The 12,004-nt window shown below is 45.6% G+C and carries 10 protein-coding genes; 9 read left to right on the top strand and 1 reads right to left on the bottom strand.

What is annotated here, in order from left to right:
- The 9 genes from NBH15_RS05210 to NBH15_RS05175 all read left to right on the top strand — a co-directional run bounded on the left by NBH15_RS05210 (window position 1) and on the right by NBH15_RS05175 (window position 11,494).
- On the top strand, window positions 1-498 hold the full coding sequence (locus NBH15_RS05210) for a serine O-acetyltransferase (RefSeq protein ID WP_007219052.1): 498 nt from the start codon (window positions 1-3) through the stop codon (window positions 496-498).
- 346 nt (window positions 499-844) lie between these two features.
- Window positions 845-967: an LbetaH domain-containing protein gene (locus NBH15_RS29330; protein WP_005840881.1), complete on the top strand. Its 123-nt coding sequence runs from the start codon at window positions 845-847 to the stop codon at window positions 965-967.
- A 6-nt stretch (window positions 968-973) separates the two neighbouring features.
- On the top strand, window positions 974-2,167 hold the full coding sequence (locus NBH15_RS05205) for a glycoside hydrolase family 88 protein (RefSeq protein WP_005636881.1): 1,194 nt from the start codon (window positions 974-976) through the stop codon (window positions 2,165-2,167).
- 12 nt (window positions 2,168-2,179) lie between these two features.
- Window positions 2,180-2,878, top strand: coding sequence for a WecB/TagA/CpsF family glycosyltransferase (locus NBH15_RS05200; RefSeq protein WP_005656920.1), 699 nt, complete (start codon window positions 2,180-2,182; stop codon window positions 2,876-2,878).
- A gap of 11 nt (window positions 2,879-2,889) precedes the next feature.
- Window positions 2,890-4,050, top strand: coding sequence for a non-hydrolyzing UDP-N-acetylglucosamine 2-epimerase (gene wecB, locus NBH15_RS05195; protein WP_007219053.1), 1,161 nt, complete (start codon window positions 2,890-2,892; stop codon window positions 4,048-4,050).
- Window positions 4,051-4,945: 895 nt separating this feature from the next.
- The gene (locus NBH15_RS05190) at window positions 4,946-5,254 is read left to right on the top strand and encodes an Arm DNA-binding domain-containing protein (protein ID WP_007219054.1); all 309 of its coding nucleotides are present in this window, start codon (window positions 4,946-4,948) and stop codon (window positions 5,252-5,254) included.
- Window positions 5,255-5,278: 24 nt separating this feature from the next.
- Window positions 5,279-7,540 (top strand): Helicase associated domain protein, encoded by a 2,262-nt coding sequence (locus NBH15_RS05185; RefSeq protein WP_005636894.1) that lies wholly within the window; start codon window positions 5,279-5,281, stop codon window positions 7,538-7,540.
- A gap of 329 nt (window positions 7,541-7,869) precedes the next feature.
- Entirely contained in the window at window positions 7,870-10,245 is a 2,376-nt protein-coding gene (locus NBH15_RS05180) for a hybrid sensor histidine kinase/response regulator (RefSeq protein WP_005840888.1), read from the top strand.
- On the top strand, window positions 10,190-11,494 hold the full coding sequence (locus tag NBH15_RS05175) for a sigma-54-dependent transcriptional regulator (protein WP_005636898.1): 1,305 nt from the start codon (window positions 10,190-10,192) through the stop codon (window positions 11,492-11,494). Before NBH15_RS05180 ends, NBH15_RS05175 begins: the two co-directional genes overlap by 56 nt.
- A gap of 5 nt (window positions 11,495-11,499) precedes the next feature.
- On the opposite strand, the gene NBH15_RS05170 is transcribed toward NBH15_RS05175, so the two are convergent.
- On the bottom strand, window positions 11,500-11,994 hold the full coding sequence (locus tag NBH15_RS05170) for a dihydrofolate reductase family protein (protein WP_005636900.1): 495 nt from the start codon (window positions 11,992-11,994) through the stop codon (window positions 11,500-11,502).
- Window positions 11,995-12,004 lie beyond the last annotated feature (10 nt).

Genomic DNA, 12,004 nt, shown 5'->3' with positions numbered 1-12,004 from the left:
ATGCCAAACGCAATATTTTTTTACAGAATACAGAGGTGGTTATACTTACACCACATTCCATTTTTACCTAAATTAATTCAACTATTAATTTTTCTGATTTACAACACTAAAATTACTGCTGATTCAAAAATCGGTAAAGGATCTTATTTTGTTTGTAAAGGAATTAGCACTGTACTAATCCCAGGAACGGAAATTGGAGAAAACTGCGTATTAGGTTTACGATTCTCAACAGTAAGAAAATTTCCATATAAAAACGTTCCTAAAATTGGCAATAACGTTTTTATCGGTCCAAACGTTGTAATCTGTGGACCAGTAGAAATTGGTGATAACTGTATTGTTGCAGCTAATTCGTTTGTTGATAAATCATTAAGGGGGGGGGTAATTGTTGCAGGCTCTCCTGCTAAAATAATCGGATATACTAAAGACTTAAACTATAATATTTCTTCAAATCAAAAAGATTTAGATGGAATAGCACCATATCTGCAACCAAAAGAGTAAATCAAAAGTTGCAATCGGATATAGTTTTAAAAGGATAAAACTATGTTGAATGCAATCTCTTTTTATCGGGTATCAAGGTGGCTGTACTTGCACCACATTCCTGTACTGCCAAAATTGATAACATTGCTTATTTTCCTAATTTACAACAGCAAGATTCCATACCAGGCAAAGATTGGCAGAGGGTCAACTTTTGGATACGGAGGTATGGGTGTTGTTATCCATTCTAAATCAATTATAGGGGTAAACTGCACTATATGTCAGCAAGTTTCCATAGGGGGGTAATTCAAGATTTCCAGAAGTACCAGTGATAGGTAATAATGTTTATATTGCGAAAGGTTCTATCGTTATGGGTGGTATAACAATCGGAAACAATGTTACAATAGGAGCAAACGCAGTCGTAACCAAACCAATTCCCGATAATGCTATCGTTGCAGGCGTACCCACCAAAATTCTAAGGACTAAAGAATAACATAATATGCATAAAGTTATCAACTCTTTTCGCTTGCTGAAGGAGTATTGCGAGAATGAGGGGTTCAAGGGTTGGGATCCCTATGACGGACTTAACTCGAAGGTTTTTCAGGCGTTGCCGTTCCTGAAGAAGTCGGCAATCTGCCGCCTGGTTGTTATCCAAGGATTTAAGCGCTGCCCAGTCAATCTCCGCAGGCTTGCGCTTGTCCCCAAGGAATATAATGCCAAGGGCATCGGGCTTTTCCTTTCCGGTTACTGCAACCTATATAATGCAGTTAAGGCAAACCCCAAACTTGCGGAAAGCCTCGGCTCTCCCGATTCCCTGAAATCACGGATTAACGAACTGGCTGAACTGTTGATCTCTCTACAATCAAAAGGTTACAGCGGTGCTTGCTGGGGATATAACTTTGACTGGCAGGCTCGCAGACTTTTCCTTTTCCCAAAGTTTACTCCAACCGTTGTTGCGAGCAATTTCTGTGCAACCGCTCTTATGGAAGCATACGAAATTACCAGAGAGAAAAGGTTTCTTGAAATCGCTCTCAGTGCGGCACATTTCGTTATCAACGACCTTCACCGCACGGAATATAAGGACGGATTCCTATTCTCTTACAGCCCGTTGCAGGGAAACGACACTGTCTTTAACGCCTCACTGCTCGGCTCAAGGCTGCTTAGTTTTTGCTACAAGTACACAGGCAACGAGGAATACTGCGAACTTGCAGAGCAAAGCATAAAGGCATGCTGCTCAGGTCAAAAGCCAAACGGTGCATGGGTATATGGCATGCTACCCGTTCAGAGTTGGGTTGACAGTTTTCATACAGGCTATAACCTTGATGCGCTTATTGCATATCAGGAGCTGACAGGCGACAATAAGTATCGCAAATATATTGAGAAGGGCTTTGAATATTATATTCAAAACTTCTTTGAAGCCAACGGAATGCCAAAATACTACGACAACCGCACTTATCCCATCGACATTCACTGCCCGGGGCAGTTGCTCGTAACGCTCGCAAGGTTGCACAAGATCGAAGAATACAAGGAAATTGCAGAAAAGGTCATTGATTGGACTATCCGCAATATGCAAGACCGGAAAGGCTATTTCTACTACCAGTTAAAGCCGGGGATAAGTTCAAAAATATCATATATGCGTTGGAGCAATGCGTTTATATTTAATGCTATGAGCCATTATTTACTTGCCGAATAATATTTTAATCTTATGGATAAAGTTTCATTAAACGGGGTCGAAATATTCCCTTTCGACTCCGAACAGCAACTATTGCATTATGTGGACACGCATAAGGGCATATTGGTAGCGATCAATGCAGAAAAGATATTGCATGCCACGGAACAGACACGTGCCATTATCAATCGAAATATTGGGTATTGTGATGGAGCCGGTGCACAAATGGCTTTAAAGCAGAAAGGTTATAAAGATGCCTGTAAGATTCCCGGATGTGAACTATGGCTAAAGATTATTACTCGCTTTTACAAGGAAAAGACATTCTATCTGGTTGGTGGAAAACCGCAAATCGTAAATGAGACCGTAGAGAAACTGTGTTCTGAATATCAGGATATCCGAATAGTGGGTTATCGTAACGGCTATATCAAGACGGATGAAGAGAAACGACGATTGATAGACGATATTGTGGAGAAGAAACCGGATGTGGTATTCGTGGCTATGGGGTCGCCAAAGCAGGAATTGCTGATGGAGGAGATACAGCAACGGCATCGCGCTATCTTCCAAGGCTTGGGTGGCAGTTTCGATGTCTATACAGGTCATGTGCAGCGCGCACCGAAATGGTGGGTGGAGCATAACCTGGAATTTGCTTATCGCTTGATAAAAGAACCCAAAAGAATTAAACGTCAGATCCACTTGGTGAAATATGCTTGGTGGCTGATGAAGAAAAAATTATAAACAGAGGATATATGAAGAAAGTGATGTTGGTCTTCGGCACCCGTCCGGAGGCAATCAAGATGGCTCCGCTGGTGAAAGAATTCCAGAAACAGCCAAAACGGGTAGAGACTGTGGTGTGCGTAACCGGACAGCATCGGGAAATGCTGGATCAGGTGTTGAAGATATTCGACATCAAACCGGATTATGATTTGAATATCATGAAGCAGGGACAGGATCTGTATGATGTGACCGCTCGTGTGCTGACCGGTATGCGTGATGTACTGAAAGAGGTAAAGCCCGATGTGGTATTGGTACATGGGGATACTACCACTTCTACAGCTGCAGCTTTGGCTGCTTTTTATCAACAGATACCGGTGGGACATGTGGAAGCTGGTTTGCGTACACATAATATTTATAGCCCATGGCCGGAGGAGATGAATCGGTTGTTGACGGGGCGTCTGGCGACCTATCATTTTTCTCCCACTCCGTTAAGTCGTAATAATCTGATTAAAGAGAGCGTTGATGACCGCAATATCATTATAACTGGTAACACAGTGATTGATGCACTTTATTGGGTAGTGGATAAAATCAAGAACAACAAGGAGCTAGATAATGAATTGGAAGATATATTGAGCAAAGCGGGTTATGATGTAAACCGCTTGAACAATGGCAAGAAGCTGGTATTGATTACGGGGCATCGTCGTGAGAATTTTGGTGACGGATTTATCAATATGTGTACAGCTATTAAAGATTTGACGGTTAAATATCCAGATTTGGATTTTGTTTATCCTATGCACTTGAATCCTAATGTACGCAAGCCGATTCATGAGGTGTTCGGGGAGAATCTGTCCGGCTTAAAAAATATGTTCTTCATTGAACCATTGGAGTATTTGAGTTTTGTGTATCTAATGGAGAAGAGCAGCATCGTATTGACAGATAGCGGTGGCATTCAAGAGGAAGCTCCGGGACTGGGTAAACCGGTATTGGTGATGCGTGATACCACGGAGCGACCAGAAGCATTAGATGCCGGAACGGTGAAACTGGTAGGTACGGACTATAATAAGATTGTAAACGAAGTATCATCTTTGATTGATGATAAAGCAGCTTATGAAAAAATGAGTAAGGCTGTAAATCCGTACGGTGACGGATTAGCCTGCGGACGTATTGTAAATGCATTGTTATATAGGATATAAGCTGAGCTATGAAGCTGATACTGAAAAAATATTTTTACAAATCGAAATACTTGTTATTACTTATGGTTTGCATTACCAAGAGCTAATAAACTTAAAGTGAAAGTTTTTTCTGGAGTTGAACTTCATTATCGGGACTTGTTTCATGGTAAGATATACGAATTGTTGCAAAAACTAACATCGGGTATAAAATGAAGAATGATAAACGAAAAAAGGAAATTTTTCGGTGGATATTCCTCGGAGGACTTTTGTTGTTTGTGACTTTTCCTGTTTTTACGCAGTAAATACAAGAATGAGTGGATTGATTTATGTGCCGAGCACGGACATAGATGATGGAGGAAAAACTCGCATAGGTGGTCACTTTTTCAGAAAAGAGTTCCTGCCCGATGTCAGCTTGAATTCGTTAGGAAAGTGGATGTATCATACAGGCAATCATTTTTTGAGCATCATTCCTTTTTCATAGATTGAGCTGGAATTATTTGTACTATACAGAAAAAATTAAAAGACAGCAATATAGATAATATGGATTTTGATCACAAGAATTGATATTTATCTAAAAGAATCAGGCCTATCAAAGAAAACGAATGATGATCATGTATTGCTATTGGAAGTAATGATCACATTACGACGAGTGACAAGGTGAAAAGAGATGATTGGCCGGATAATAGAAGAACCATATTGGGGAACTATTATGTTGCTGCCACTAAATATACGAAAAAAAACATATCATAGGTTTCTATGTCACCTACCGAAAATGAAAACGTGATTACAATTAAATGGAATGGAGTGGCAGACTGTATGACTTATCAGTCCTCTTTGCAAAACGGGAAATATTCTTCGGAAGGTATATGCTTTTACATCAACCTACTGTAAAATACTAATCAAGAAAATAATAAGGATGCCTACAGTCGTTGTCCGTTTTGAGACTTGTAAGAAAGCCATAGGGTACGGTACGGTTTATTACCGTATCTACAAAGGACATAACCGACGTATGGAATTTTCTTCCCACCTTCACCTACCAACTTCTTCTTGGGATGAAACCACAAAGACAATCCGGGGAGAGCATCCCAAAGCCTGTCTCTTTCGTGCTCAGATGGAAGCGGATCTTCGGCTTTTGAACCGGATTATAACGGAAGATGTTACCGGTCGACTGACAATGGGCGATATGATAGCCCTCTTTAAACATCAAAGGACAATAATCAAATGAACTTTTGACTTGTAAGTCAATAGGATGGTACCGTCTTTGACAGATTGCTATCACCGTCTAGGTTTTCAGGTAACAGAATCCGAAGATGGATTACGGATAGGCTTCAAACCGGGAATGGCACATGCTATCGTGAAGGAGATTTGGAACGAGCAGCCTTTGACCCGTTCGGATGTTGAAAGGTTTTATGAAAAGCTTTCTTCACTGAACAAAGGATATCGAAATCTCTATTTCAGGATCGTGGCGCACGGTGGATTCCTGCCGGAGGCATTGGACTTTGAACTGCACGGGCTGACCGTTTCGGATGAAAGCTATATTGAAAGCCTCTTGTCCGGAAGACATGTGGAGCTTTATCCGCATAACGAAGCGGCTTACAGGGCGATCATGCGGGGATTCAAACAACACCGTATCGGTACGGTCGTGCAGGCTACCGGAACAGGGAAATCCTATTTGCTGGCACGCTATATCGCAGATCATGCAAAGGAAAATATATTGGTCTTTGCTCCGAACATCACGATTCTGGATGAGATCCGGAAAGCCGTCGGATTCTCCATTCCGCAAGTGACGTACCGGACATTCCAGTCACTGATTCGTAACCGGGAGGACAATGGGTTGTTACGGGCAGATCATATTCTTATTGATGAATTCCATCATTTCGGGGCGGAAATTTGGGGAAGTGCCTTGCAGGAAGTGATAGAAAACAATCCCTGTGCCTATGTCCTGGGAACATCGGCAACGCCAATCCGTCCGGAAGGAATGATCGATACGGTGGATCTTTATTTCGAAGGAAATTTGTTTTATGAACTTACCTTGCCGCAAGCTTGGTATTACAATATCTTACCAGTGCCGATCCTGGTACAAAGTGCTTACGGGCTGGACAACGAACTGGATCGGCTGCAAAGAAAGCTGGAACGCAGCGGTTGTTCAGTCCGCCGGAGAGAGCGCATCCAAAAGAAACTGGACCTGGCGCGGGTCGATTTCAAAGGTGCTTTGGGCGCGTCGTCGGTGATCCGGAAGTTCCTACCCGAAAGCGTACGCAAACTGCTGGTTTTCTGTCGCGACCTGGCCGATCTCAGACAGATGGTGCCGGAAGTGTGCGACTGGCTCACACAGGCAGGCCGATCGATTACGCCATTTGAAATCCATCATGCGCAAAGCGAGCAGGAGAATCAGCGGCTGTTGGCCGCTTTCCGAGAAGAGTCGGACCGGTTACACGTACTCTTTTCCGTCAATATGCTGATCGAAGGATTGCATGTCGAGGGAGTGGATGCCGTCTTGTTCCTGCGGCGCACCGAATCTTACATTGTCACCCTGCAACAGCTGGGGCGCTGTCTGGATGCCGGAAGCGGGAAACAGCCGGTCGTCTTGGATTTCGTGAATAACCTGTCGGGTAAATCGGTCTACGACGTGATGGCGTGCCACTGGGAGCGACTCTCTTATCTTCCATCGCCCCACGGATTTGAAAGAACAACCTCGTTCCTCGCTACCGGCTATTTGTCGGATATCCGGCTCCGCATCGAAGAGATCCTGGCCGAGCTGGAACCATGGCAGATTATGTACGAGCGGCTGGTCGAGTTCCACCGGGAAGAGAACGACTGGCCTTCAGTGACGGAAGGGAAACTGGGCCTTTGGTGCAACACGCAACGCATCGCCTACAAACGAGGCTGTCTTGCCAAGGAACGGTGCGACCAGCTTGATGCAATCGGTTTTGAGTGGAATCAGCTCGACTCCAAATGGATGAGGGAATACCATGCATTGAAAGTCTTCTTTGATACCTGCGGACGCTGGCCCAAACGTGAAGACGGCCCGCTTGCGACCTGGTGTTATACCCAGCGGGAAAGACGGAAGGATGGACGTTTGAGCAAAGAGCGCATCCGGGCTTTGAATGAGATAGGCTTTGTCTGGAATCAGAACCTCCAAGGGGAATGGATGAAGAACTACGAGGAGCTGAAGTCTTTTGTCAGAAAATATCGGCGTTTCCCTAAATCGACGGAAGGGAATTTGGGCGGATGGTGCCATACACAACGGAAAATGCGTAAACAGGGAAAGTTACCCAATGACCGCCGGCTCCTGTTGGATAAAATAGGATTTGTCTGGTCGGCGGAACAGGTCTGGCAAGGCAACTTCGAACAATTGTGCCTGTTCCATAACCTGCAAGGACGATGGCCGGGATGCCGTGAAGGAGCATTGGGACGCTGGTGTACCATTCAAAGACGGGATTACCGCAAGGGGAACATGTCAGACGAGCGAAAAGCACAATTGGAAAGAATCGGTTTCCCTCTTGCCTGATATGGAATATATTCGATTCTATCCGTTATGAAAGTTGTCTATTCAATTATAATCAACATTGGAACAGTGTCTGTCATTACCCGGATTTGGAACTGCCAGCATACGGGTGGAACCAACTGATAAAACCGGAATAAGACCAATCTCATAAAGTAAATCGTTATTGATTCATCCCAATATGGAAGCCCTTGTCTGAAGCCGGTTATCGGAGAAGACAGGGGCTTCTTCTATATTTTATAAATGAATTATAGATAACTATTACACTGGCTTAACGAATCCGTTACAAATCCTTGGTGGTTTAAAGTGAGTGTTTACGTAAAATGAAAATATTTATGGTAGCAAGGAAAGTTTCATTACAGCATAAGGTTCTTTTAGGGTATATGATATTGATCATGGCTGTTTGCGGCATGGTTTCCATCTTGTTATACGAACGGAGCCGCATGCGTGAGATAAAAACGGAAACATCGGAGATACGCAGGATACGCCATGACATCAGTACGGCGCATCGCTATATCACGGAGCTTGCCACCTATGGAGAGTCCGTCATTGTCTGGGAGGATACCGATTTTCGTGAGTATCGCAGAAAACGCTTGCAAACGGACAGCTTGTTACAAATATTGAAAGTGAGTTGTGGCACGTTCGTCCTGCCAAAGCAGATAGACTCCCTATGTCATTTATTGGAAGCTAAGGAGATACATCTGCTCCGCATTATGGAGACCATTACCAGACAGGGGGAAGCGGACAGCCTGCTCGCAAATCGTCTGCCTATTGTTATCAGGGAAGCGGTTCGTACCCGGACAGTCACCCAAAAGAAAAAAGGGATTGCCGGTTGGTTCGGAGGGAAAAGGAGCGTACAGGTCTTCGAGCCATCGAAAGGACTGCAAGATTTGAATGAGAAGCTGATCGCCATGCAAGAGGAACGTGAACGCCGGATAGACATGTATACCGACAGTCTGCGCATACAGAATAAGGCCTTGAACCGGAAGTTGCAAATACTCATCACCCATCTTGACGGGCAAGCGCAGGCGGCGTTCATCAGTCGTGAGGAAAAAATCACGGAAGCCGGAGATTTTTCTTTCAAACTGTTTGTCTTGGTAATCGTCTCTGCTTCCTCCTTGCTATTCATCTCGTTCCTGATCATACGGCATGACATCAGGAAAGAAAGGGAAGGGCGGGCACAGCTCCAAAGGATAAACCGTGAGAACGAGGAACTGCTCGGTATGCGTAAACAGATCATCCTGACCATCTCGCACGATATACGAGGACCATTGGGTAATATCAACAACTGCGTGGAACTGGCCTCGGAAACCCGTGAAAAGAAAAAACGGGAAGGCTATCTGGAGAACATCCGCCATTCCTGCCGCCATATACTGAATCTGGTGAACAACCTGATGGATGTTTATAAGATCAATGAGACCAAGGATACCCGTAACGAGGTTCCTTTCCGTCTAAACAACTTGCTTGACAACATATCGAAGGAATATGCCCGCAAAGCGGGTGGCCGGGCCTTGCTGTTCGAGCACCGGCATAAGAATGTCGGTGATATTACAGTGAGAGGAGACGCAGACAAATTGGAACAAATATTGGACAATCTGCTGACAAACGCCATCAAGTTCACCCTGTCGGGTACGATCCGTTTCCATACCGAGTACATGGCGGGAAGATTATATGTGGAGGTCGGTGATACCGGTATCGGTATGGACGAGGAGACATTGGAACGTGTCTTCCGTCCGTTCGAGCGTGCGGCGCAGGAGATAAACTCGGAAGGTTTCGGTCTTGGGCTTTTTATCACGAAAGCTCTTGTAAAGGTACTGGACGGAAGCATTGAAGTAGAGAGCCGACCAGGTAAAGGTACAACATTCCGCCTGTCGTTTCCCCTTTCGGAAACGACAGGAGAACCGGAAACAGAGGAGCTTCCGGTACAATCTGCGACGATACTTCCCAAACATGTACTGGTAGTGGATGATGACAGCATCCTTCTGAAAATAACGGAAGACATGCTCGGGCGCAACGGGGTGGAATGCACGACCTGTCAAAATGCAAAAGAAGCCATTCTAGCACTCGACCGCTTGGATTATGATTTGGTATTGACAGATATACAGATGCCCGTGACCGATGGTTTCGGCTTGTTGAGATTACTGCGTAACTCGGATATCGGAAATTCCCGTACCGTTCCGGTCGCTGTCATGACGGCACGGGGGGACGGGGACTCGGGCGTGTATATGAAGTCCGGTTTTTGCGGTTGCATACATAAGCCTTTCTCTTCAAAAGGACTGCTGGCCTTTATCTCCTCCGTTACGGAGGGCAGAAGTGCAGGCATGTCTCCGTTCGACTATTCCCGCCTGATGGAAAGTACGGACGACCGTCGTCATATGTTCGGTCTTGTCGCAAAAGAGTCAGAAAAGGATCTTGCCGAACTGGAGGAGGCTTTAAGAGAAAACGATCGGGAAGCCATGCGGAGGATCGTACATCGGATGGCTCCGGTCTGGGAGTTGTTAGGGGCCAACGATGTACTGTTCGGTTATCGGAAGCTCCTGCATGACAAGACCTCGAGCGACGAGACGGTCAGAGAGTACACGATGAGAATTATGAAACAGATACGGTTACTGATAGACGAAGTAAATAATGAATTAAGAAAGAAAAATGACGGGGATGAAAAAGACTTTATTGATCGTGGAGGACAACCTGATTCTTTGCGATATTCTTGAGAGATGGCTACAGAAAGCCGGTTACAGGGTATTGACGGCCATAGATGAGCCTTCGGCACGCCGGAAAATCAAGGGGAATAACGTGGCGCTGGTACTGACGGATGTCCGCCTTCCCGAAGGGGATGGCATCAGTTTACTGGAATGGAGCATCTCCCAAGGGTTACATATCCCTTTTGTGGTGATGACTGAACATGCCTCCATTGCAGATGCGGTGCGTGCCGTCAAATTGGGCGCAAAGGACTACTTGCCCAAGCCTGTCCACGAGGAGTTACTGATGGAACTGTTACGGGGATTGATCGGTCTGCCAGTTTCCGTTCCCCCGAAGAAATCATTAATGAAAAGGCTTAGCGGGGCGGTCCGGGAGACCGAGCGGATAGCTTGTCGTGTGGCTCCTTTGAATTGTTCCGTCATGATCCTTGGACCGAACGGTAGCGGAAAAGAATCTGTCGCACAGCTGATCCAACAGCATAGCGGGCGTAAGGACAAGCCTTTTGTGGCGGTGAACTGTGGTTGTATCCGGGGGGAACTTGCCGCATCTGAGTTCTTCGGTCACGTGCAGGGGGCATTTACCGATGCGAAAAAGGATACTGCCGGCTATTTTGAGACGGCCAAGGGCGGTACGCTCTTCCTTGACGAGATCGGAAACATGCCTCCCGAAATGCAGACACTGCTGCTCAGGGTATTACAGGAAAGAGTGTATTGTCCAGTGGGCAGCCGCAAAGAACTTGAAGCCGATGTACGGATATTGTCGGCCACCAACGAGGATATGGAGCGTGCCATACGGGAGGGACGTTTCCGGGAGGATCTGTACTACCGTCTCGCCGAGTTTGAGATACGCCAGCCCTCTCTCTCCGAATGCCCGGAAGATATATTGCCACTGGCTGACTTCTTTCGTGAGCAACATTCAGAAGAGATACGTGTGGAGACCTCCGGTTTTACCGAACAAGCCAAAATCTCCATGCTTTCCCACTCATGGCCGGGCAATGTGCGTGAACTTGACAACCGGATAAGACGTGCTGTCCTGTTGGCGGTATCTCCATTGTTAACCCATAAAGATCTGAACCTTAATGCGACCATCTGTAGGACAGGCGAAAAATGTAAAAAAGGCTTGATGGAAGAAGCAGAAGAGAAAGAACTAATAAGGAAGATTCTGGAAGAATGTGGAGGTAAGATCAGTCGTGTGGCGAGAATGTTGGGGATGAGCCGTCCGACGCTATACAAGAAAATGGAAAGGTATGGGTTGAGATAGCATCTTCATCCGTTTCGTTTATACATAAGCCGGCAGATTCCGTTGGAGAAAGTTTTGCAGCCAAGAAGTTTCCAGCGGGCAGACCGGAATTCTCCCGTCAAGGGGATTCCACCACCATAAGAAAGAGGCAGCAGAAAAAGTACTGTCTCATCCACCAGATTATACCGAAAAAGTCCATCGGCATATTCCGCACTTCCTCCATCTCCCACTCCTGCCAGATAAATACAATCCTTGTCATGCTTTTCCTTTACATTCAGCAAGTCCATCAAACCGTAATGGGGGTAGATGTGGAATGTGGCCTGTCGCTGCCAGCGTGGGAAACCATACCGTTTGTTTTCCCTCACCCATCGCATAAGCATCTCGTCTTCATGCGGAAGGAACCCGTCCAAAGTGAGTGCCATGATAACTTGAATTTTTGCCATACCTCTTGTTAAAAAAGCATGAAACCCATGCTTATTTCGAACAGAGGCTCTGACAAAGCCCAACACAGAAACCCGCATGGGCTCATGC

Origin of the sequence: Parabacteroides caeci, assembly GCF_023656795.1 — a bacterium.
GTDB lineage: Bacteria > Bacteroidota > Bacteroidia > Bacteroidales > Tannerellaceae > Parabacteroides > Parabacteroides segnis.
Note: the sequence above shows the minus strand (reverse complement) of the source record. Positions and strands in the feature narration are given on the sequence as shown.

Bases quoted from the DNA above. Each gene is read 5' to 3' on its own strand.
- NBH15_RS29330 (WP_005840881.1), top strand. From the start codon at position 845: ATGGGTGGTATAACAATCGGAAACAATGTTACAATAGGAGCAAACGCA.
- NBH15_RS05185 (WP_005636894.1), top strand. From the start codon at position 5,279: ATGGTACCGTCTTTGACAGATTGCTATCACCGTCTAGGTTTTCAGGTA.
- NBH15_RS05210 (WP_007219052.1), top strand. From the start codon at position 1: ATGCCAAACGCAATATTTTTTTACAGAATACAGAGGTGGTTATACTTA.
- NBH15_RS05205 (WP_005636881.1), top strand. From the start codon at position 974: ATGCATAAAGTTATCAACTCTTTTCGCTTGCTGAAGGAGTATTGCGAG.
- NBH15_RS05175 (WP_005636898.1), top strand. From the start codon at position 10,190: ATGAAAAAGACTTTATTGATCGTGGAGGACAACCTGATTCTTTGCGAT.
- NBH15_RS05180 (WP_005840888.1), top strand. From the start codon at position 7,870: ATGGTAGCAAGGAAAGTTTCATTACAGCATAAGGTTCTTTTAGGGTAT.
- wecB (WP_007219053.1), top strand. From the start codon at position 2,890: ATGAAGAAAGTGATGTTGGTCTTCGGCACCCGTCCGGAGGCAATCAAG.
- NBH15_RS05190 (WP_007219054.1), top strand. From the start codon at position 4,946: ATGCCTACAGTCGTTGTCCGTTTTGAGACTTGTAAGAAAGCCATAGGG.
- NBH15_RS05170 (WP_005636900.1), bottom strand. From the start codon at position 11,994: ATGCGGGTTTCTGTGTTGGGCTTTGTCAGAGCCTCTGTTCGAAATAAG.
- NBH15_RS05200 (WP_005656920.1), top strand. From the start codon at position 2,180: ATGGATAAAGTTTCATTAAACGGGGTCGAAATATTCCCTTTCGACTCC.